The sequence below is a fragment of the Hydrogenophaga sp. A37 genome (assembly GCF_002001205.1).
GTDB lineage: Bacteria > Pseudomonadota > Gammaproteobacteria > Burkholderiales > Burkholderiaceae_C > Hydrogenophaga.
Map to the genome: position 1 here is coordinate 1 of NZ_MUNZ01000107.1, position 19,800 is coordinate 19,800.

The 19,800-nt window shown below is 67.8% G+C and carries 18 protein-coding genes; 10 read left to right on the top strand and 8 right to left on the bottom strand.

All coding sequences use genetic code 11. The features are described from left to right. Positions 1-1,120 (bottom strand): HAMP domain-containing sensor histidine kinase (locus B0E41_RS13175; RefSeq protein ID WP_143433822.1); only part of this gene is annotated, 1,120 nt, incomplete at its 3' end. A 13-nt stretch (positions 1,121-1,133) separates the two neighbouring features. Further along, positions 1,134-1,775, bottom strand: coding sequence for a response regulator transcription factor (locus tag B0E41_RS13180; RefSeq protein ID WP_077331613.1), 642 nt, complete (start codon positions 1,773-1,775; stop codon positions 1,134-1,136). A 170-nt stretch (positions 1,776-1,945) separates the two neighbouring features. Between B0E41_RS13180 and speB the strand changes: the two genes are divergently transcribed. Continuing rightward, on the top strand, positions 1,946-2,878 hold the full coding sequence (speB, locus tag B0E41_RS13185) for an agmatinase (protein WP_077331614.1): 933 nt from the start codon (positions 1,946-1,948) through the stop codon (positions 2,876-2,878). A gap of 2 nt (positions 2,879-2,880) precedes the next feature. Further along, positions 2,881-4,191: an FAD-binding oxidoreductase gene (locus tag B0E41_RS13190; protein ID WP_077331645.1), complete on the top strand. Its 1,311-nt coding sequence runs from the start codon at positions 2,881-2,883 to the stop codon at positions 4,189-4,191. Between the two features lie 32 nt (positions 4,192-4,223). On the opposite strand, the gene B0E41_RS13195 is transcribed toward B0E41_RS13190, so the two are convergent. The 3 genes from B0E41_RS13195 to B0E41_RS13205 all read right to left on the bottom strand — a co-directional run bounded on the left by B0E41_RS13195 (position 4,224) and on the right by B0E41_RS13205 (position 6,292). Next, positions 4,224-5,327 (bottom strand): beta/gamma crystallin-related protein, encoded by a 1,104-nt coding sequence (locus B0E41_RS13195; protein WP_077331615.1) that lies wholly within the window; start codon positions 5,325-5,327, stop codon positions 4,224-4,226. Between the two features lie 95 nt (positions 5,328-5,422). Next, on the bottom strand, positions 5,423-5,974 hold the full coding sequence (locus B0E41_RS13200) for a cytochrome b/b6 domain-containing protein (protein WP_077331616.1): 552 nt from the start codon (positions 5,972-5,974) through the stop codon (positions 5,423-5,425). Positions 5,975-6,007: 33 nt separating this feature from the next. After that, positions 6,008-6,292: a PepSY domain-containing protein gene (locus tag B0E41_RS13205; RefSeq protein ID WP_077331617.1), complete on the bottom strand. Its 285-nt coding sequence runs from the start codon at positions 6,290-6,292 to the stop codon at positions 6,008-6,010. A 590-nt stretch (positions 6,293-6,882) separates the two neighbouring features. Here B0E41_RS13205 and B0E41_RS13210 point away from each other — a divergent pair. After that, positions 6,883-8,253, top strand: coding sequence for an ATP-binding protein (locus tag B0E41_RS13210; RefSeq protein WP_171984757.1), 1,371 nt, complete (start codon positions 6,883-6,885; stop codon positions 8,251-8,253). Between the two features lie 142 nt (positions 8,254-8,395). Further along, entirely contained in the window at positions 8,396-9,793 is a 1,398-nt protein-coding gene (locus B0E41_RS13215) for a sigma-54 dependent transcriptional regulator (RefSeq protein WP_077331619.1), read from the top strand. A 28-nt stretch (positions 9,794-9,821) separates the two neighbouring features. Here B0E41_RS13215 and B0E41_RS13220 read toward each other — a convergent pair whose 3' ends face one another. Genes B0E41_RS13220 through B0E41_RS13230 form a run of 3 tightly spaced genes read right to left on the bottom strand, consistent with a single transcriptional unit; the run spans position 9,822 to position 12,390 of the window. Then, on the bottom strand, positions 9,822-10,232 hold the full coding sequence (locus B0E41_RS13220) for a DUF3052 family protein (protein ID WP_077331620.1): 411 nt from the start codon (positions 10,230-10,232) through the stop codon (positions 9,822-9,824). Between the two features lie 11 nt (positions 10,233-10,243). Continuing rightward, positions 10,244-10,864 (bottom strand): DJ-1/PfpI family protein, encoded by a 621-nt coding sequence (locus B0E41_RS13225; RefSeq protein ID WP_077331621.1) that lies wholly within the window; start codon positions 10,862-10,864, stop codon positions 10,244-10,246. Positions 10,865-10,905: 41 nt separating this feature from the next. Continuing rightward, on the bottom strand, positions 10,906-12,390 hold the full coding sequence (locus B0E41_RS13230; RefSeq protein WP_077331622.1) for a PLP-dependent aminotransferase family protein: 1,485 nt from the start codon (positions 12,388-12,390) through the stop codon (positions 10,906-10,908). Between the two features lie 226 nt (positions 12,391-12,616). On the opposite strand from B0E41_RS13230, the gene B0E41_RS13235 reads away from it, so the two are divergent. From B0E41_RS13235 to B0E41_RS13260, 6 genes are all read left to right on the top strand, one after another. Continuing rightward, positions 12,617-13,429, top strand: coding sequence for a gamma-glutamyl-gamma-aminobutyrate hydrolase family protein (locus B0E41_RS13235; RefSeq protein WP_077331623.1), 813 nt, complete (start codon positions 12,617-12,619; stop codon positions 13,427-13,429). A 48-nt stretch (positions 13,430-13,477) separates the two neighbouring features. Next, entirely contained in the window at positions 13,478-14,845 is a 1,368-nt protein-coding gene (locus B0E41_RS13240) for a glutamine synthetase family protein (protein ID WP_077331624.1), read from the top strand. 17 nt (positions 14,846-14,862) lie between these two features. Next, positions 14,863-16,302 carry an aspartate aminotransferase family protein gene (locus tag B0E41_RS13245; protein WP_077331625.1) on the top strand — a complete coding sequence of 480 codons (1,440 nt, stop codon included), beginning with the start codon at positions 14,863-14,865 and terminating at the stop codon, positions 16,300-16,302. Positions 16,303-16,478: 176 nt separating this feature from the next. Continuing rightward, positions 16,479-17,657, top strand: a complete 1,179-nt coding sequence (locus B0E41_RS13250) for an extracellular solute-binding protein (protein ID WP_077331626.1) — start codon at positions 16,479-16,481, stop codon at positions 17,655-17,657. A gap of 116 nt (positions 17,658-17,773) precedes the next feature. Further along, positions 17,774-18,877 carry a polyamine ABC transporter ATP-binding protein gene (gene potA / locus B0E41_RS13255; protein ID WP_077331627.1) on the top strand — a complete coding sequence of 368 codons (1,104 nt, stop codon included), beginning with the start codon at positions 17,774-17,776 and terminating at the stop codon, positions 18,875-18,877. 19 nt (positions 18,878-18,896) lie between these two features. Beyond that, positions 18,897-19,799, top strand: a complete 903-nt coding sequence (locus B0E41_RS13260; protein WP_077331628.1) for an ABC transporter permease — start codon at positions 18,897-18,899, stop codon at positions 19,797-19,799. The last annotated feature ends 1 nt before the right edge of the window (position 19,800 follow it).

Genomic DNA, 19,800 nt, shown 5'->3' on the forward strand with positions numbered 1-19,800 from the left:
TGCCCAGGCCGGTGTCGACCACCTCGATCCACACGCGCTGCCCGCGCTGGCGGGCCGTCACCAGGACACCGCCCTGGTGGGTGTACTTGATCGCGTTTTCCACCAGATTGCCCAGCAGGCGCTCCAGCATCTGGGGGTCCGAGGTCACGTGCAGCGCGCTGGTGCGGATGCGCAGCGCGATGTCCTTGTCCTGCGCCCGCCCGGCAAAGAGGCGGTGCATGGACAACAAGGTCTCGCGCAGGGCCACCGTCTGGCGCTCGGGGGCCATCACGCCGGCGTCCAGGCGCGAGATGTCCAGCATCGCGCCCAGCGAGTGGTACAGCGAGCGCACCGCGTCCTCCAGCCGCAGCGCGTGCTGGTGGGCCGGCTGCCCCCGCAGCGCCTGCTCCAGCGCGGTTCCGAACAGGCCGATCGCGTGCAGCGGCTGGCGCAGGTCGTGGCTGGCGGCGGCGAGAAAGCGGGTCTTCTCCTCGCTCGCCTGCCGCGTCAGCGTCATCTGCTGCTCCAGTTGCTGGGCCAGCGCTTCCTTCTCGAACCGGGATTGCAGGGTTTGGGCCAGCAGGTGGTGCTGGCTGTGTGCGATGTACAGCGACACGCCGAGGTAGACCAGGCAGCACAGGGCCAGCACCAGGTCGACCGCGCCACCCTGCCACAGCAGGGCGCCGATCAGCCCCAGCACCATCGGGGGGGCAAAACCCAGCACCGAGGCCCAGCGCGGTGCCACGGCGGGAATGCCGGTGCTGGTCACGCCCAGCACCACCAGCACCATCACCGCGGTCATCGAGGTGTCGGACCGGGGCAGCATCAACCAGGGCGCCAGTGCCCAGGTGCCGCTGTACCACAGCATTTCGTTGCGGTGGCGCCGGGCCCAGAACGCCGTGCGCTCGGCCACAGCCGGGTCCTTGAAGTAGGCGGCCTGGAACGGATAGCGCAGCAGCTGCGAGGAGTGCAGCGTGATCCAGACCAGGGCCATGCTATCGCCGTTTTTCCACCAGAACAGCAGCGCCACGGCCCAGGACACGATCACGTCGGCGATGGTGGCGCTGGCGGTGGTCGCGTACAGCGCAGCCACCTGCTCGTGCATCACCCGCTGCTGGATCGACGGCGGGGTCGTGGCCATCGTGCCCGGCCGCTCAGCGTTGGCTGCTGATGAGTTCGGCCCGGGAGCGCACGCCGAAGATCAGCAGCAGTGCCGAGACATGGTTCTTGACAGTGCCTTCGCTGATCTGCAAGCGCGCGGCGATGTCGCGGTTGGCCTGTCCGGCCAGCAGCCAGTCGAGCACCTGGGTCTGCCGCGGGCTCAGCTGCGAGCAGGGATCGTCGGCGCGCGGCGGCAGCGTGTCGGCGACATGGCGCGGAAGGCCGCGCGAACCGCCCGGCGCCAAGTGGTCCACCACACACCGCAGGTCGCCCGACTTCGGCAGGTAGGCCGCGGCCCCCTGCGCCAGCGCACGCTGCGCCATCTGCGGGTCGCTGTCGCCGGAGAGGACCACCACCCGTGCGTGGGGATGCTGCTGCAGCCAGGTGGTCAGGCCGGTCAGGCCGTGTGCGTCGGGCAGGTGCAGGTCCAGCAGCACGAGGTCGATGTCGCCACGGCGGTAGAGCACCAACGCTTCCTGCAGCGTGCGTGCCTCGTGCAGGCGCACATCGGCGCGTTGCCCCAGCAGCGCCCGCAGCCCGAGGCGGATCAGGTCGTGGTCGTCGACCACCAGCACGCCGATCCCGCACAAATCCGCGTCGGGCGAGAGCAGCGGCGAGGACGGCGTGTCGGGCATGTCGTCACGATTCTAGGGTGATCGGCGGCGTCGTGCCGTGCGGAGATCCCCTGTTTGTGGGCATCGCCGGGGGATGGTGGACGCGCCGGTCCAGCGCGAGGTGGCCTCATCGGCCGACCCGATTGCGCGTATGGTTCTCCGGCTCCGTCCCACCCTTCGAGCCCCACGCCATGGCCACCGGTCACTTCGCCTTCGCCAGCAACACCAACCGTTTCCTCGCCTGCGAGCCGCTGGCCGAGCAGCCCTTTGCCATCGCGGGCGTGCCTTACGACGGCGTGGTGACCAACCGCCCCGGCGCGCGCTTCGGGCCGCAGGCGATCCGCGCGGCGAGCCTGATGTTGTGCGACGGTATCCACCCGGTGTTTGACGTGTCGCCCGCCGCGCACCTGGGCGACGCGCTGGACATGAGGCTGCCCAACGCCTCGCCGCTGCCCGAGGTGCGCCGCGCGATCGAGGCGCAGGCGGCGGCGCTGATGGCGAAGCACCACTGTGTGTTTCTCGGCGGCGACCACTCCGTCACGCTCTCGCTGCTGCGCGCGGCCAAGGCCCAGCACGGCGAGGCGCTGGCCTGCGTGCACTTCGACGCGCACTGCGACACCTGGAACGACCACTTCGGCGAACCCTCGGGCCACGGCACCTGGACCTTTGAGGCGTTGCAGGAGGGGCTGATCAGCCCGGCGCACACGGTGCAGATCGGCATCCGCTCCAGCGGCGAGCGCGCGGCGCGCGAGTACGTCGCCGATCAGGGCGGGCAGATCTTCACGGCGCGCGCGCTGCGCGGGCTGGACGGCGCGGGGCTGGCGCCGGTGATCGACGCCATCCGCGCGCGCATCGGCCAGCGGCCGTGTTACCTCACGCTGGACATCGATGTGCTCGACCCGGCCTTCGCGCCGGGCACCGGCACGCCCGAGCCCGGCGGCCTGACGAGTTCGCAGGTGCTCACGCTGATGGAAGAACTGGCCGCCCTGCACTGGGTGGGCATGGACTGCGTCGAGGTGGCCCCGGCCTACGACCACGCGGAGCTGACGGGCAACGCCGCAGCGACCTTCGTCTGGACCTACCTGAGCGGTGAGGTAGCCAAACGCCAACGCGCAGGGGGATGACCATGTTCCAGCGCTCGTTGATCGGCTCCGACACCCAGCTCAACCAGACCAGTTACTACGAGGCCAGTGTGCAGCGGCCTCGCGCCATGGCGCCGCTGCTGGGCGCGATCACGGCCGACGTGGTGGTCGTGGGCGCTGGCTTCGCCGGGCTGTCGGCGGCGCTGGAGCTCAGCGCACGCGGCCTCTCGGTGGTGGTGCTGGAGGCCGACCGCATCGGCTCGGGCGCGAGCGGGCGCAACGGCGGCCAGGCCATCGTGGGCTACGCGAGCGGTCAAGGGCCGTTCGAGCAACAGCTGGGCGCGGCCGACGCGCAGCGCGCCTGGGACATGTCGGTCGAGGCCGTGAACCTGATCGAGCAGCGCATCGCCTTGCACGGCATTCCATGCGACTGGCGCCGCGGCTACACCTACGTGGCCGACTCGCCGAAGAAGGCGCGGGCCTTGCGCGAAGAGTGCGACGACCACAACGCCCGCGGCATCGCGAGCGAGTGGGCCGAGGGCGCCGATGTGGCGCGCTTCATCCAGAGCCCGCGCTACGTGGCCGCCTTCCACGAAACCACCTCGGGCCACCTGCACCCGCTGAAGTACGCGCTCGGCCTGGCGAGCGCGGCGCAGGCGGCGGGCGTGCGCATTTTCGAAGGTTCACCGGTGACCGCGTTGACGCGCGGCAGCCGCCTGGTGGCGAGCACGCCGCAGGGGCAGGTGACGGCGCGTTTCGGCGTGCTGGCGGGCAACTGCATGCTGCCGGAATACGGGCCGAAGCTGGCGCCCGAGATCGCGCCGCGCATCATGCCCGTGGGCACCTACATGATCGGCACCGCACCGCTGGACCCGGCGCTGTGCGAGCGGCTGATCCCCAACCTGGCGGCCGTGTGCGACAACAACTTCGTGCTCGACTACTTCCGCTTCAGCGCCGACCACCGCATGCTGTTTGGCGGCCGCGTGAGCTACACGGCGATGACGCCGCCCAACCTCAAGCGCCTGATGGCGCAGCGCATGGGCGAGGTGTTTCCGGCGCTGAAGGAAGCGCCGGTCGAGTACGTCTGGGGCGGTTTCGTGGACATCAGCATGAACCGCGCGCCCGACTTCGGGCGGCTGGGCGACAACCTGTATTACCTGCAGGGTTTCAGCGGCCACGGCGTGGCGCTCACCGGGCTGGCCGGCCAGCTGGTGGCCGAGACCATCGCGGGGCAGGCCGGACGCTTCGACGTGTTCGCCCGCCTGAAGCACCGCGAATTTCCGGGTGGGGCCTGGATGCGCACGCCCAGCCTGGCGCTGGGCATGCTGTGGCATCGGTTGAAAGACGCGCTGTAGCCCTTCGGGGGTGACAGCGCGTCAATGCCTCATCACTGCTGGCGCGGCTCGCCCTGTTCGTTCACGGTGATCCGCTGGCCCGGTGGGCTGGTCATCTGCACGCGGTGGTCTTGCCCGCGGAAGGTGTAGGACACGTCCCAGTACGCGGGCCGTGCGCCGCCGGGCACGTCGCGGCAGCGTTGCACGTCCTGCGTGGCGGGCTGACCGTCGCGGCCGGCTCTCGCGCCCAGCGCGGCACCGGCGATCACGCCGCCCACGGTGGCGATGTCCTTGCCGCTGCCGCCACCCACCTGGTGGCCCAGGATGCCGCCGATGAGCGCGCCCGCGAGCGCGGCCGGCACGTTGGCGTTGCTCTGGGCCTGTCCCAGTTGCTCGCGCTCCACCCAGCATTGCTGCCCGGGCGTGGCCAGCACCGCGCGGGCCGATGTGACGTCGGCCTCATACAGGCGCTCGCCACCGCGGCGGCGGCTGTCGTAGACCGCCACCGGCTCGGGCGCCTCGCGCCGGTTGTCGGCACGGCTGTTGCGTCCCACGGCGCGCGCCGAAGAGACGCTGTTGTTCAGGCCCATGTCCTCGAGCGTGGGGTAGCGCCCCGGGCGCAGCACCACACAGTTGCCCCGGTAGCGCGAGTCTTCGCACACTTCCCAGCGTTCGCCGATCACCACGGCGGAGGAGGCGCGGTCGTTGAAGCCGTGGCGCTGGAAGCGGGCGACTGGGTCCGTGGTGGTGAAGGACTCACCCTCGAAATCGCGGCGTTCGAAGAACGTGGCCTGGGCCGGCAGGGGGAGGGGCGCGTAGCGGTCGTTGTCCACGCGGGCGTTGCGGGGGACGACCCGGGCCGACGACACGCGGTCGTTCAGGCCCATGGCGGAGAGCGATGGGTAGCGCCCAGGGCGCAGCACCACGCAGTCGCCTCGGAAACCGATGTCCTCGCACACCTCCCAGCGGTTGCCGACCACCACCACCGATGAGCTGCGGTCGTTGAAGCCGTAGCGGTCGAAGCGGGGCACCTGGTTGTCGGCCTGCATGGACCGGCCCTGGTAGTTGCCGTTTTCATAGAAGGTGGCCTGGGCGGCTGCGGGCGCGGTGAACGCGATGCAGGCCAGGGCCAGCAGGGTGCTTGAAGGGGTGTTCATGACAAGTCTCCGTTGGGGTTTGTCACGAGCTTGCGCGGTCCCGGGCGCGCCGTCTGTGCGTTGGCGCACCAGCCGCGCACCGGGTGCACAGGGGGTCAGTGCGGCCGGGTTTCGGCCGGCGCGTTCTTCTCGCCCGTGACCATGGCCTTGAACATGTTGTCGCGGTGGCGCAGGCTCTCATAGAGGTTGGCTGCGACGTGGACCGCGATCGCGATGAGGGTCACGTCCACCGTGGTCACGTGCAGCGTCTCGACCAGCTCGTTGCCCCAGAAGGCGTCGGTGGTCATGAGGAATCCGGTGACGCCGATCAGGGTGGTGGCGCACAGCAGGTAGATGATCATCACGGCGCCGGCCGGGTTGTGACCGAGGTGGCGCGGCTCGCGGCCGCGCGCCAGCTGGCTGAGATACGCCCAGAGCCGCCTGGGTGTGGGCACGAAGCTCGCAAAACGCGCGTGCGGACTGGGGGCGATGAAGCCCCAGACGCAGCGCGCCGCGATCAGCGCCAGCGCGAGGTAGCCCGCGCCCTTGTGAACGAGACCGATGTGCTCGGTGTAGACATAAGCGGTGGTGAACGACGCCACCAGGGACCAGTGGAACACCCGCACGAAGCGGTCCCACACGGGCACTTTGCCGGTCGACGGGGTCATGGCGGTCTCCTGGTGCCGGGTGGATGGGGTGCCTCAGTTCTTGACGTTTTCTTCGGCGATGGCGCCAGTGATGGGGTGGAAATACACCTCGACCTTGCGGCCCTGTTTGTCGGTGCCGTAGATCTCCCAGCACTTGCCCTTGGACACGTGCAGCTTCTTCACGTCGTCCTTGTAGCCCAGGGCCTGGAAGCGTTTGGTCATCTCGGCCTCGGGGATCCACTGGGATTCGGGTTCGTTGGTGCAGGTGGGACCGGCGGTGGCGGCGCCGGCGGCGCTCAGCAGCAGAAGGGCGGAGATGAGGCGAAGGGTGGTGTGCATGAAAGGCTCCCGGATGAGGTTGAACAGGTGCGGCGGGGTCGGTCGAGGTGACCGGCCTGGCGCCGCAATGGACTTCGCAAGCGGTGTGCCGGGGGGCGGGCTGTCGATTGAAGGCGGTTAAGTGATTGATGTGAAAGCATTTTTTTCGAACCCGTGTGGCTCACAGGCGCTGTAACAGGCGTTCAACGGTGGGGGAAATCACCCGCCATGGGGGGCCTGTGGGGCAAGGCCCCCACACACAGCAAGAGCAGCGACCCAGCCCAGAGTGATGTGCCGTGCCAGGGAGTTGCTTGAGAGGGGGTTGTCGGAACGCTATTTGCAAACGCATGTGCCATGCGCCTGTCCCTCTGCCGCCTTACGTCCTGATTCCCCATGATGTGTGTCCCCATGATGTGTTTGAACTTCTCCCCCTTCGGTGCGGGCACTCCGGGCACCGGGACGGCTCACGGGCCTGGGGCATTTGCCCCAACGGGGCGGCCGATCGGGGGATATCCCCCGTTGTTGGGGGGCGCGGTGGGCAGGCCGGCGCAGGAACCACGCTGCCTAGAATGGACCGGCGCCGTCCCTGGCGCTGTTCCGGCATGACCTCCATGGCGTTTCCCACCGTCCGCTCCCTGTTCGCCCGACCGCCGCTGTTCTGGACACGGCGTTTCGCGGCGCTCAGCCTGCTGTGCGTCGTGGCCACGGCGCTGGCCAGCGCCACGCTGCTGTCGCAGTACGTGGCCGAACGCATGATCCGGCACAACGCCGAGCTGGCGCAGGACTTCGTGGGCAGCCTGCTGCGCATGCACCGGGGCGACCAGTTCTTCGTCAACCGCAGCGACACGCGCGGCATCGAGCTGCTGTTCGGCGAGCTTGCGCGCATGCCCGGCCTGGGCCACGCCAACGTGTTCGACACAGGGCGCCGCGTCGTGTGGTCCACCAACCCCAAGGCCATCGGCGGCGACGCTGGCGCCAACCACGAGCTCGACCAGGCGCTCACCGGCCAGCTGGAGGTCGAGAGCGAGCTGCTGGCGGCGGCCAGCTTCATCAAGCCGGAGCACGCCTTCCTGCGCAACGACGCGCTCGACGCGATCGAGGTCTACATCCCGGTGCGCGACGCGGGTTCCAAGGTGGTGGGTGTGGTCGAGCTCTACATGCAGCCCGAGCACCTGCTGAACTCGGTGCACAAGATGACGCGTTTCGTCTGGATGGCCTGCGTGCTCAGCGGGCTGGTCACCTACCTGGCCATGGTCGGGCTGGTGATGCAGGCCGACCGCCAGATCGCGCGGCAGCAGCGCACCATCGTGGCCAACGAGTCGCTGGTGGCTGTGGGCGACATGGCCTCGGCCGTGGCCCACGGCCTGCGCAACCCTCTGGCGGCGATTCGCTCCAGCGCCGAGCTGATCGCGATGGGACCAGAGCGCGAGCAGGCCGGCGACATCATGTCCGAGGTGGACCGCCTGCAGGCCTGGATCGGCAAGCTGCTGGCCTACGCGCAGCAGGGCGGCCGTGCGCTCGGGCCGGTGCATCTGGGCGACATGTTCAACCACCTGGTCGGCATGCACGCGGCCCGCATGGACCGCCAGGGCGTGACGGTGCAGTGCGACTGGCCCGAAACCCTGCCCAGCGCCTGGGCCGACGCCCCCGCGCTGGAGCAGGCGCTGGACAACCTGATCAGCAACGCGCTGGACGCCATGCCTCAGGGCGGGCGGCTGCACCTGTCGGTGCGGCCGCAAGACAAGGGCCTGATCGTGACCGTCGCCGACACCGGTGTCGGCATCTCGCCCGACGACCTGCAGCGCGTCTTCACCCCCTTTCACACCACCAAACGCACCGGCATCGGCGTGGGCCTGCCGCTGGCGCGCCGCAGCATCGAGCGCTTGGGCGGCAGCCTGCGGCTGAAGAGCACGTTGGGGGTGGGCACACAGGCCATCCTGCTTCTGCCCTTGCAGAGCGCTGGCGCCACCGAACCCGCTTGAACACACTGCCCATGAACGCCGCGCCGGGCCGCCCCCAAGCCAGTTCGCACCGCAGCCCGCAGGGCGGAGGTACACCGTTGAGCGAGGCCCTGGGCCGTTCCCAAGCCCGCTCGCACCGCAGCTCGCAGAGCAAAGGATTTCAATGAGCTACAGCGTCCTGATCGTCGAAGACGAGCCCGTGCTCGCGCGCAACATGCTGCTCTATCTGGAGCGCCACGGCATCGCCTGCCAGCTCGCGTCCAGCGGCGAAGAAGGGATGGCGCTGCTGGAGGCGGCGCGGCCCGATGTGGTCGTGCTCGACCACAACCTGCCGGGCAAAGACGGCCTCTCCGTGCTCCGGCTCATGCGCGAGCGCGAGCCGCAGCTGCCGGTGGTGATGGCCACGGGTCACGGGAGCGAGCAGGTCGCGGTCGAGGCGATGAAAGCCGGCGCGTTCGACTACCTCATCAAACCCGTGTCGCTGCACCAGCTCAAGCAGGTGCTCGACCGCGCCGTGCAGCAGCAGCGCCAGGCGCAGGAGCTGCGCCACTTGCGCGCCGGGGGCGGCGCCGGTCACGTGCCAGCCGCCCAAGGCCTGGCGGCGCTGCTGGGTGAGTCGCCCGCCATGCGCAAGCTGCGGGGCCGGCTGCGCCAATTGGTAGACGCTGAAGAGCGCCTGAGCGAGGGCCACACACCGGCGGTGCTGATCGGCGGCGAGACCGGCACCGGCAAGGAGCTGGTGGCGCGCGCGCTGCACTTCGAGGGCCCGCGCCGCGCGGGGCCGTTTGTCGAGATCAACTGCGCCAGCCTGCCCTCGCAGCTGGTCGAGAGCGAGCTGTTTGGCCACGAGCGCGGCGCCTTCACCGACGCGCGCGAGCGCCGCATCGGCCTGGTGGAAGCAGCGCACGGCGGCACGCTGTTCCTCGACGAGGTGGGCGAGCTGGAGCTGGCCACCCAGGCCAAGCTGCTCAAGCTGCTGGAAGACCACCAGGTGCGGCGCCTGGGCAGCGTGCGCGAGCAGAAGGTGGACGTGCGTGTGCTCGCGGCGACCAACCGGCCGCTGGAGGCCATGGTGGCGTCGGGCCAGTTCCGCAGCGACCTGTTTTACCGGCTGGGCATGCTGCGCATCGAGCTGCCGCCGCTGCGCGAGCGCGAGGGCGACGTGGCGTTGCTGGCGGCGGCCTTCCTGGTGCGGTCCACGCGCCGCTACGGCAAAGCCGGGATGCGGTTTTCAGACGATGCGCTGCAGGCGCTGTCGCGCCACCGCTGGCCCGGCAACGTGCGCGAGCTGGGCAACCTGGTGGAGCAGTGCGTGATCTTGGCGAGCGACGCGGTGATCGAGGCGGAAGACCTGCCGTTGCCGGTGATGCCCGATGGCGCCCTGGGCGACCCGGTCGCGCTCGGCACCGAGCCCTGGCCCAGCAGCCTGCCCGACACCGAGCGCCGCCTGCTGGTGAACGCGCTGGAGCGCAACCGCTGGAACGTGACACAGGCTGCGCGGGCGCTGGGCATTTCGCGCGACACGCTGCGGTACCGGATCGACAAGTTCGGATTGAAGTGAAACCCCCTCGCAGCGCGGCGTGGGGGTTTCACCTCAGTGTTTTGCGCACCACCAGCTTGAGCCCCGACCAGACGTCCGAGACCGCGCAGACCTTGATGTCCACCCAGCCCATGGGCAGCCCGAGTTCGCGGATGGTGTCTTCGGTGATGTCGGTGGGCACCTTGGACGCTTTCTTGGGCCAGGACACCCAGAGCGCGGCCGCCGGGTTCAGCCGTTGGCGCAGGTCGCCCAGCTGTTGCGCCAGCTCGGCCTTGTCCGTGGTGAACAGGTGGACGAGATCGGTCAGGGCATCGGCCCGCTGTTCAAAAACCAGCCCCTCCGGCAGCGGGTGGAGCAAGGCTTCATAGCCGTCCGGCGCACCGATCACGCACACGCGTGCCGAGGGCTTGAACCCCAGTTTCTTGGCCAGCGGCGTTCCGGAATAGCCGGTGGTGGTCATATCGATCTGTGTCAGGCGACGCGCGCCGCAGTGCCAACCAGGTTGGGCGCCAGGTGGGCCATGGCCCGCTCCACATAGGCCTCTTTTTCGCCCACGGGCGCCACGTAGTGCAAGGCCGCTCGGGCCGCCGCTTCGCCCTCGGTGCGGGCAATGACCCAGGCCGCGAGGTAGGGCGAGGCGAGGCAGCCGCCTGCGGTGGCGATGTTGCCGGCCGCAAAAAACGGCTGGTTCAGCACCTCGACGCCCGCGGCCTGCACCCAGGGCTTGGTGGTGAGGTCGGTGCAGGCGGGCACCGCGCCGAGCAGCCCGAGCCGGGCCAGCACCAGCGTGCCGGAGCACTGCGCGCCGATGAGCTGGCGCGCCGGGTCCAGGCGCAGGGCCGTCATGATGGCGGGGTCTTCCACCACCTCCCGCGTCTGCATGCCGCTGCCCACCAGCACCGCGTCTGCGGTGGCCGCCTCGGCCAGCGTGGACTGCGCATGCACCACCACGCCGTTCATGGAGGTGACGGTGGGCTCGGGGCAGCAGATCGACACCCGCCAACCCGGTCGCTTGATGCGGTGGAGCACGCCGAGGGCGATGAAGGAATCGAGCTCGTTGAAGCCCTGGAAGGTGAGGATGGCGATGTGCATGGGTGGATGCGCTGTGTGTTGGGAAGGGGCGGAACCCTGGCTCAACGGGGGTGCCCGAGCTGCCGCACCGCCGCCGCCAGCACCGGCCCGCAGCGCTGGATCTCGCTCAGCGGTGCGTAGCCGTAGCCGATCACCAGGCCCTTGAGATCGTCGCGTGCCAGGCAGTAGGCCGAGAGCGGGCGCACGGTGAGGCCTTGTTGGGCGATGCGCTGGGCGAGGGCCTGGTCGTCCACCTGTGGGGGCAGGCGCAGGCAGAGGTGCAGGCCCTGCTCGGCGCCGCTGATGTAGGTGTCTTGCGTCAGCACGGGTTTGAGGGCTTCGAGCAGCGCGGCGCGGCGTTCGCCGTAGCTTTGCCTGGCGCGGCGCAGCGCGCTGCTGAAGTGGCCCATCTCGATGAACTCGGCCAGCGCGGCCTGCAGCGGCATCTGGCCGGGGCGGTTGAGGTCGTAGTGGGCCTGCTTGAAGGCGGCCACCAGCGGCTTGGGCACGATGAGGTAACCGAGCTTGATGCCGGGGTAGAGCACCTTGGAGAAAGTGCCCATGTAGAGCACGCGGCCGTCCACGTCGAGCCCTTCCAGGCTGCTGATGGGCGGGCCGCTGAAGCGGTATTCGCTGTCGTAGTCGTCTTCGAGCACCCAGGCGCCGTGGGCGCGCGCGGTGGAGAGCAGCTGGTGGCGCCGCGCCAGGCTCATCACCGCGCCGGTGGGGTACTGGTGCGAGGGCGTGAGGTAAATCAGTTTGGGCGGGTGCGCGGTGTCGGCCACGCCGGGGTGGATGCCTTCGTCGTCCACCGGCACGGGGTGGATGGCGAGGCCGGTGGCCATGAAGGCCTTGGCCGCGCCCCAGTAGGCCGGGTCTTCCACCCACACGGTGTCGCCGTGGTCGGCGAGCAGGCGGGCGCAGAGTTCGAGCGATTGCTGGGTGCCGGTGGTGACGATGACCTGGTTGGCGTCGAGCTGCACGCTGCGGAACACGCGCAGGTAGTCGGCGATGGCGCGGCGCAGCGGCGCGTAGCCGCCGGAGTCGTTGTAGTCCAGCATGTCCGGGTAGGTCATGCGCCAGTGCTTGTTTTGCAGGCGCTGCCAGAGCGTGAGCGGGAAGGCGCTGAAGTCGGCGATGCCGGGGGTGAAGGGCTGCACTTCGAGCTGGGTGGCGCAGAAGGTGGTGGCCAGCGCCTGGCCTCGCGTCGAGAGCCGCCCGGGCGCGGGGGTGGGCGCGCCACGCGCGTGGGGCCGGGCGGCGGCGCCGGCGTTCACACGCGGCACGTTGTCGTTCACATAGGTGCCGCTGCCCACGCGGCTCTCCAGGTAGCCCTCGACACTGAGCTGGTTGATCGCGGCCACCACGGTGTTGCGCGAGAGGTTGAGGTCCTGCGCCAGATCGCGGCTCGACGGCAGCCGCTCACCCGCCCCGAGCTTGCCGTCGAGCATGGCCCGGCGCAGCGACTCGTAGAGCTGGCGGTGCAGCGGCAGAGCGTCTTGCGCGCCCAGGCGGGTCATCTCGGTCAGCAGGAATTCGGAGAGCATGGGTGGCTGATGAAAGATTCAATGAACGGTCCGGAGCAAGATGTCCAACCCAGACGCACCGTGGAACCGGCTTCGCCGGGCCACCCGTGCGGTCCCCCTTTCAAGGGGGAAGCCGCGTCAGCGGCGCAGGGGGTTGGCTCAAATGGCACCATTAAGTGCCACCAACTGGCCCTGATTGTGATCCAATTTTCCCGTCAGAATCAACCCACGACTGTTTGGAGATTCCATGAACAAGCCGCCGCCCTGCATGGTCTGGCTGCCTGCCGACCACCGCCTCATGGGCGATCACGGGCACCAGATGCCCTTTCTGCTGCTCGGCGACAAATACGCCCGCGCCGTCAAGGTGGGGGCACAGGCCCAGCCGGTGATGTTCCCGCTGGCCGACGCCGAGCAGATTCCCGACCTGTTGCCGATGGTGGACGGTGTGATGCTGACCGGCTCGCCGTCCAACGTGCACCCCTCCCATTTCGACGAAGACGTGGCCGACCCCAGCCTGCCGCTGGACCCGGTGCGCGACTCGCTCACGCTGGCGCTGGTGAAGGCCTGTGTGCACGAGGGCGTGCCGCTGCTGGGCGTGTGCCGCGGCTTCCAGGAGATCAACGTGGCGCTGGGCGGCACGCTGCACCAGCGCGTGCACGAGGTGCCCGGCCTGACGGACCACCGCGAGCCCAAGACGGCCCCGTTCGATGAGCAGTACGCGCCGCGCCACGCCATCCGGCTCGCGCCGGGCAGCGTGTTCGAGACCTGGGCCGGCGGCCCCGAGACGATGGTGAATTCGCTGCACGGCCAGGGCATCAACCGCCTGGCGGCGGGGCTGGAGGCCATGGCCCACGCGCCCGACGGCGTGGTCGAGGCCTTTGCCGTGAAAGGCGCGCGCACCTTCGCCTACGCCATGCAGTTCCACCCAGAATGGCGCTGCTGGGAAACGCCGTTTTACGCCGCGATTTTTGAGGCCTTCGGCCACGCCTGCCGCCAGCGCATGAGCCAGCGTCTGCAGGCGGCCGACCTGGCCCGCAGCCGCGCAGGCATCGGCGCCTGAGCCTCCCCGTTCACGACCACCACAATCACAACAGACAAGGACCGGCACATGACAGCCCCCACCGTTCAAACCTTCAACGACCTCGAGAACTGGCTCAACCAGCACCGCGTGACCGAGGTGGAATGCCTGGTGCCCGACCTGACCGGGGTGGCGCGCGGCAAGATCCTGCCGCGCGAGAAGTTCACCGAAGACCGCGGCATGCGCCTGCCGCAGGCCATCGTGGGTATGGGGGTGACGGGGGAGTTCCCCGAGAGCGGGCCTTATTACGATGTGGTGGACCCGACCGACAAGGACATGCAGCTGCGCCCGGACCCGTCCACCGTGCGCATCGTGCCCTGGGCCACCGACCCGACCGCGCAGGTGATCCACGACTGTTTCGACCACGAAGGCAAGTTGGTGCCGTTCGCGCCGCGCAGCGTGTTGCGCAAGATCTGCGACCTCTACGCCGCCGAGGGCTGGGACCCGGTGGTCGCGCCCGAGCTGGAGTTCTACCTGACCGCGCGCAACACCGACCCGAACACGCTCTTGAAGCCGCCCATTGGCCGCAGCGGCCGCGCCGAGACCTCGCGCCAGGCGTACTCCATCGACGCGGTGAACGAGTTCGACCCGCTGTTCGAAGAGATCTACGACTACTGCGACAAGATGAAGCTCAACGTGGACACGCTGATCCACGAGGTGGGCGCGGGCCAGATGGAGATCAACTTCTTCCACGCCCACCCGCTGGGCCTGGCCGACGAGGTGTTCTTCTTCAAGCGCACGGTGCGCGAGGCCGCGCTGCGCCACGACATGTACGCCACCTTCATGGCCAAGCCGATTGCGGGCGAGCCCGGCAGCGCCATGCACGTGCACCAGAGCATCGTGGACAAGGTCACCGGCCAGAACATTTTCAGCAACGAAGACGGCACCGCGTCCGAGGCCTTCTACCACTACATCGGTGGCCTGCAGCGCTACATCCCGGCCGCCATGGTGCTGGTCGCGCCCTACGTGAACAGCTACAGGCGCCTCTCGCGCCACACGGCCGCGCCGATCAACATCGAGTGGGGCCACGACAACCGCACCGTGGGCATCCGCTCGCCGATCTCCAGCCCGGCCGCGCGCCGCGTGGAGAACCGCGTGATCGGCGCCGACGCCAACCCGTATGTGGCCATGGCCATGACGCTGGCCTGTGGTTACCTGGGCATGAAGAACAAGATCAAGCCCAAGCCCGAGATGAAGGGCGACGCCTACCTGGCGCCGTACTCGCTGCCGCGCTCGCTGGGTGAGGCGCTGGACTGGCTGCGCCGCGAAACGGACCTGCACGACATCCTGGGCAAGGAGTTCATCACGATCTACACCGAGATCAAGGAGCTGGAGTTCGACGAGTTCATGAAGGTGATTTCGCCGTGGGAACGCGAACACCTGTTGCTGCATGTTTGATTGAAAGAGACGTCCACATGAACACCTCGACCCTGATCGCACCGCCCGCTCTCGTCCGCCGCGCCGAGCAGCAGGACACCCAGGCCATCCAGGCGCTGGACAGCGCGCACTACATGCACCCGTTCACCGACCACGGCGGTCTGGCCACGCGCGGTGCGCGGGTGATCACGCGGGCCGACAACATCTATGTGTGGGACTCCGAGGGCAAGAAGATCCTCGACGCGATGAGCGGCCTGTGGTGCGTGAACGCGGGCTACGGCCGCAAGGAACTGGCCGACGCCGCCTACCAGCAGATGATGACGCTGCCGTTCTACAACAGCTTCTTCAACACCACCAACGTGCCGGCGGTGCAGCTGGCCGCCAAGCTGGCCTCGCTGGCGCCCACCGTGGGCGGCCGCAGTTTCCAGCATGTGTTCTTCAGCAGCAGCGGCAGCGAGAGCAACGACACCAACGTGCGCATGGTGCGCCGCTACTGGGACCTGCTGGGCCAGCCCGAGCGCAAGGTGATCATCAGCCGGAACAACGCGTACCACGGCAGCACCATGGCGGGCGCCTCACTCGGCGGCATGAGCGGCATGCACGCGCAGGGCGACCTGCCGATCCCGAACATCACGCACATCGAGCAGCCGCATTTCTGGGAAAACGCCCTGGGCGGCGAGAGCCGCGCCGATTTCGGCCTGCGTGCCGCGCGCTGGCTGGAAGAGAAGATCCTCGAGGTCGGTGCACACAAGGTGGCGGCCTTCATCGCCGAGCCGGTGCAGGGCGCGGGTGGCGTGATCATTCCGCCCGAGACCTACTGGCCCGAGATCCAGCGCATCGTCGACCAGTACGGCATCCTGCTGATTTCAGACGAGGTGATCTGCGCCTTCGGCCGGCTGGGCCACTGGTTCGCCTACGAAAAATTCGGCTACAAGCCCGACCTCGTGACCTTCGCCAAGGGCGTGACGAGCGGCTACATCCCGCTGGGCGGCGTGATGGTGGGCGACCGCGTGGCGAAAGTGCTGATCGAGCACGGCGGCGAGTTCAACCACGGCTACACCTACAGCGGCCACCCGGTGGCCTGTGCGGTGGCCCTGGCCAACCTGGAGCTGATGGAGCGCGACAACCTGGTGGGCCGGGTGAAGGACGACATCGGCCCCTACCTCGCCGAGCAGTTTGCCGAGCTGAAACACCACCCGCTGGTGGGCGACGCCGAGACCTGCGGCTTCGTGGCCGGCCTGGTGCTGGTGAAGAGCAAGGCGTTGAGGCAGATGTTCGACCCCGACCTGTCGGTGGGCATGATCTGCCGTGGCCACTGCTTCAAGAACGGGCTGATCATGCGAGCCGTGGGCGACCGCATGATCATCGCGCCGCCGCTGGTGATGACGCGTGCCCAGATCGACGAGATGATGGTGCTGGTCCGCCAGTGTCTGGACGCGACGCTGGACGACCTGCGCACGGCAGGGCATCTGGCTTGAACCCGCTGCGGGTTGCCCGGGGTTCGGGCGGGCCCGAATCTTTGTTACAGTGTTTCGCTGCCCCAAACTGGGGATAAAGTTGGTCTGTAAATTGCTTGCCGGTCGGGTGTGCTGCGCCACCGGTGTGTTTGTATCAACCACCGGGTTTCATCCCGTTTTCAGGAGCGTTCCTCACCATGAAAAAACAAGTTCTGGCCCTGGCCATCTCGGCGATCCTGCTGGCCGCTTGCGGTAAAAAAGAAGAGCCGGCGCCGGCAGCGGCCCCGGCCGAACCGGTCGCTGCAGCGCCTGCGGCCCCGGCCGCGCCCGCCGGCCCGGTGTACGACGACGAGAAGGTCCTCAACATCTACAACTGGCCCGACTACGTGCCCGAGGGCATGATCGCCGCCTTCGAGAAAGAGTCCGGCATCAAGGTCAACTACGACACCTTCGAAACCAACGAAGCCCTGCACGCCAAGCTGGTGGCCGGCAACACCGGCTACGACATCGTCGTGCCGGGTACCGTGTTCGCCAAGGGCCAGATCGAAGGCGGGCTGCTGCAGCCGCTCAAGAAGGAACAGATCCCGAACCTGGCCAACATGGACCCGGCCATCATGGCCACCCTGGTCAAGGCCGACCCCGAGAACAAGCACCTGATCCCATGGGCCTGGGGCTTCACCACCGTGGGCATCAACAAGACCAAGGTCGAGAAGGCCCTGGGTGGCATGGCCATGCCGGAAAACGCCTGGGACCTGGTGTTCAAGCCCGAGTACACGAGCAAGCTCAAGAGCTGTGGCATCGCCTATCTGGACTCGCCGACCGAGATCATCCCGGTGGCGCTGCACTACATCGGCAAGGACGCCTACTCCAACGACCCGGCCGACTACAAGGCCGCGGGCGAGATGCTGGCCAAGGTGCGCAAGGACGTGCGCCTGTTCAGCTCGACCATGATCGACGACATCGCGGGCGGCAAGGCCTGCGTGGCCATCGCCTGGTCGGGTGACGTGAACATCGCCGCCGGCCGCGCCAAGGAAAACGGCTCCAAGGACGTGATCGAAGCCATGCTGCCGAGCACCGGCGCGCTGATTTTCTTTGACACCATGGCCGTGACCAAGGACGCCAAGCACCCGAACAACGCGATGGCCTTCATCGACTTCTACCTGCGCCCTGAAAACGCCGCGCTGATGTCGAACGAGATGGGCTACCCCACCGGCAACAAGGCGGGCGTGGCTCAGGTCAAGCCCGAGATCGCCGGCAACAAGACCATCTTTGTCGAAGCCGATTACTTCGCCAAGATGATCCCGCCGAGCAGCTTCACCAACGAAGCCCGCGAAGCCATGGCCAACGTCTACAACGGCTTCAAAAAAGGCAAATAAGCCGTCCGGCATTCTCCTGAGCGACAAGGCTCCAGGGCTGTTCAACCACGAGGGATGAACAGCCCTTTTTGTTGGCGCGACCGCTTTCCATCACGTTCACACAGCGAGGTTCATCCATGGCAGAGGCTGGTACACAGACGGGTTATCTGGTCACCGAAAAACTGGTCAAGCGCTTCGATGAAGCAGTGGCCGTGGACGAGGTGTCGCTCTCCATCGGCAAGGGTGAAATCTTTGCCCTGCTTGGCAGCTCGGGCTGCGGCAAGTCGACGCTGTTGCGCATGCTGGCCGGCTTCGAGAAGCCGACCTCGGGCCGCATCATGCTGGGCGGCCAGGACGTGGCCAACATGCCACCCTACGACCGGCCGGTGAACATGATGTTCCAGAGCTACGCGCTGTTCCCGCACCTCAACATCTGGGAGAACGTGGCCTTCGGCCTGAAGCGCGAAGGCCTGCCCAAGGCCGAGGTGCAGCAGCGCACCGACGAGATGTTGGGGCTGGTGCAGCTCACTCCCTATGCGCAACGCAAGCCGCATCAGCTTTCGGGCGGGCAACAGCAGCGCGTGGCGCTGGCGCGCAGCCTGGCCAAGCGGCCCAAGCTGCTGCTGTTGGATGAACCGCTGGGCGCGCTGGACAAGAAGCTGCGCGAGCAGACGCAGTTCGAGCTGGTCAACATCATCGAGAAGGTCGGCGTGACCGTGGTCATGGTGACGCACGACCAGGAAGAGGCCATGACCATGGCCAGCCGCATCGCCATCATGAGCAAGGGCCGCGTGCTGCAGGTGGGCACGCCGGAAGAGATCTACGAGCATCCGCGCAACAAGTTCGTGGCCGACTTCATCGGCAACGTCAACCTGTTTGCCGGCAAGCTCAGCGTCGACGAGCCCGACCGCTGCGCCGCCTCCACCGGGATTGGTGAGGTGCATGTCGGCCACGGGGTGAGCGGCACGCTGAACATGCCGGTGTCCATCGCCGTGCGGCCCGAGAAGATCGAGATCAGCAAGACCCGGCCCGAGGGCGTGGGCTTCAACCTGTTCCAGGGCAAGGTGAAGGAAATCGGTTACCTGGGCTCGTACACCACCTACATCCTGCAGGCCAGCGACGGCTCCAAGGTGCGGGCCACGGAGGCCAACACCACGCGCCAGGACCTGTCGGACATCACCTGGGAAGACGAGGTGTATTTCTGGTGGGACGACAAGGCAGCCGTTGTGCTCCGCGACTGAACCTTCAGGAGATCACCCCATGGCCTCCAACATTCCCATGCCTGGCAAGCGCTTCGTCATTGGCGTGCCCTACGTCTGGCTGTTTGTCTTCTTTCTGCTGCCGTTCCTGATCCTGCTGTACATCAGCTTCGTGGACCAGGGCGAGAGCATCAATCCGTTCAAGCCGATCTGGGACCCGGTGACGGGCATCCTGAGCCTGAAGTACGAGAACTACTGGACCATCTTCCGCGACGGCGAGGGTGGTGAGTTGTTCAAGACGATCTACATCGAGGCCTACCTGCGCTCCATCTGGTACGCGCTGTGCACGGCGGTCTTGTGTCTGCTGGTCGGCTACCCGTTTGCCTACTTCATCGCGCGTTCAGCGCCCAGCGTGCGGCCCGCGCTGCTGATGATGGTGATGCTGCCGTTCTGGACCTCGTTCCTGCTGCGCGTCTATGCGTGGAAAGGCATCCTGGCCGACCAGGGTGTCATCAACCAGCTGCTGATGGGGTTGGGCATCACCAGCGAACCGATCCAGATGCTCTACACCAACGTGTCCATGCTGGTGGGCATGACCTATGTGTACCTGCCCTTCATGGTGCTGCCGCTCTACGCCAACCTGGTGAAGATGGACTTCCGCCTGCTCGAAGCCGCCTACGACCTCGGCACCTCGCCCTTCAAGGCCTTCTGGCTGGTGACGGTGCCGCTGTCCAAGGCCGGCATCGTGGCCGGTTTCATGCTGGTGTTCATTCCCGCCGTGGGCGAGTTCGTGATCCCCTCGCTGCTGGGTGGGCCGGAGAACATCATGATCGGCCGCGTGGTCTGGGACGAGATGTTCACCAGCAACAACTGGCCCCGCGCCTCGGCGCTGGCGGTGGTGATGATTCTGCTGATCATCGTGCCGCTCGCGATCTACTACCACTTCACGGCAGAGGAGAAATGAC

Excerpts from the sequence above, each read along its gene's own strand:
- B0E41_RS13195 (WP_077331615.1), bottom strand. The coding sequence starts at position 5,327 with ATGAACACCCCTTCAAGCACCCTGCTGGCCCTGGCCTGCATCGCGTTC.
- B0E41_RS13230 (WP_077331622.1), bottom strand. The coding sequence starts at position 12,390 with ATGCTCTCCGAATTCCTGCTGACCGAGATGACCCGCCTGGGCGCGCAA.
- B0E41_RS13240 (WP_077331624.1), top strand. The coding sequence starts at position 13,478 with ATGACAGCCCCCACCGTTCAAACCTTCAACGACCTCGAGAACTGGCTC.
- potA (WP_077331627.1), top strand. The coding sequence starts at position 17,774 with ATGGCAGAGGCTGGTACACAGACGGGTTATCTGGTCACCGAAAAACTG.
- B0E41_RS13220 (WP_077331620.1), bottom strand. The coding sequence starts at position 10,232 with ATGACCACCACCGGCTATTCCGGAACGCCGCTGGCCAAGAAACTGGGG.
- B0E41_RS13210 (WP_171984757.1), top strand. The coding sequence starts at position 6,883 with ATGGCGTTTCCCACCGTCCGCTCCCTGTTCGCCCGACCGCCGCTGTTC.
- B0E41_RS13260 (WP_077331628.1), top strand. The coding sequence starts at position 18,897 with ATGGCCTCCAACATTCCCATGCCTGGCAAGCGCTTCGTCATTGGCGTG.
- B0E41_RS13180 (WP_077331613.1), bottom strand. The coding sequence starts at position 1,775 with ATGCCCGACACGCCGTCCTCGCCGCTGCTCTCGCCCGACGCGGATTTG.
- B0E41_RS13245 (WP_077331625.1), top strand. The coding sequence starts at position 14,863 with ATGAACACCTCGACCCTGATCGCACCGCCCGCTCTCGTCCGCCGCGCC.
- B0E41_RS13205 (WP_077331617.1), bottom strand. The coding sequence starts at position 6,292 with ATGCACACCACCCTTCGCCTCATCTCCGCCCTTCTGCTGCTGAGCGCC.
- B0E41_RS13190 (WP_077331645.1), top strand. The coding sequence starts at position 2,881 with ATGTTCCAGCGCTCGTTGATCGGCTCCGACACCCAGCTCAACCAGACC.
- B0E41_RS13225 (WP_077331621.1), bottom strand. The coding sequence starts at position 10,864 with ATGCACATCGCCATCCTCACCTTCCAGGGCTTCAACGAGCTCGATTCC.
- B0E41_RS13215 (WP_077331619.1), top strand. The coding sequence starts at position 8,396 with ATGAGCTACAGCGTCCTGATCGTCGAAGACGAGCCCGTGCTCGCGCGC.
- B0E41_RS13200 (WP_077331616.1), bottom strand. The coding sequence starts at position 5,974 with ATGACCCCGTCGACCGGCAAAGTGCCCGTGTGGGACCGCTTCGTGCGG.
- B0E41_RS13235 (WP_077331623.1), top strand. The coding sequence starts at position 12,617 with ATGAACAAGCCGCCGCCCTGCATGGTCTGGCTGCCTGCCGACCACCGC.
- speB (WP_077331614.1), top strand. The coding sequence starts at position 1,946 with ATGGCCACCGGTCACTTCGCCTTCGCCAGCAACACCAACCGTTTCCTC.
- B0E41_RS13250 (WP_077331626.1), top strand. The coding sequence starts at position 16,479 with ATGAAAAAACAAGTTCTGGCCCTGGCCATCTCGGCGATCCTGCTGGCC.